The 324-nt window shown below is 80.9% G+C and carries 1 pseudogene; it reads right to left on the bottom strand.

The window, feature by feature from the left end:
* Window positions 1-324 (bottom strand): annotated as a pseudogene (locus AC5Y6Y_RS25795) (hypothetical protein); the annotation flags it as partial.

Genomic DNA, 324 nt, shown 5'->3' with positions numbered 1-324 from the left:
GCGCCGCCGGCGCCGCCCTGGCCGCCCTGGTTGCCCGGCGCCGGGGAGATGCCCGCCTTAGCCGGCGCTCCCGCAGCGCCACCGCCGCCGTTACCGCCTAGGCCGCCGTTGCCGCCGGTGCCGTGGGTTCCGCCAGCCCCGCCGTCGACTCGGGTGCCGGCCGCGCCGGCATCCCCGCCGGTGCCGCCCTGACCACCCTGACCACCCATACCGCCGCCGGTGGCGCCGGTGGTGGTGGTGCCGGTGTGGGTGCCACCCAGGCCGCCGCCACCACCTTGACCGCCGCTGCCGCCGTCACCGGCCTGCCCGCCGCCGACGCCGCCT

This window comes from Mycobacterium sp. NGS24, from assembly GCF_059813065.1.
Note: the sequence above shows the minus strand (reverse complement) of the source record. Positions and strands in the feature narration are given on the sequence as shown.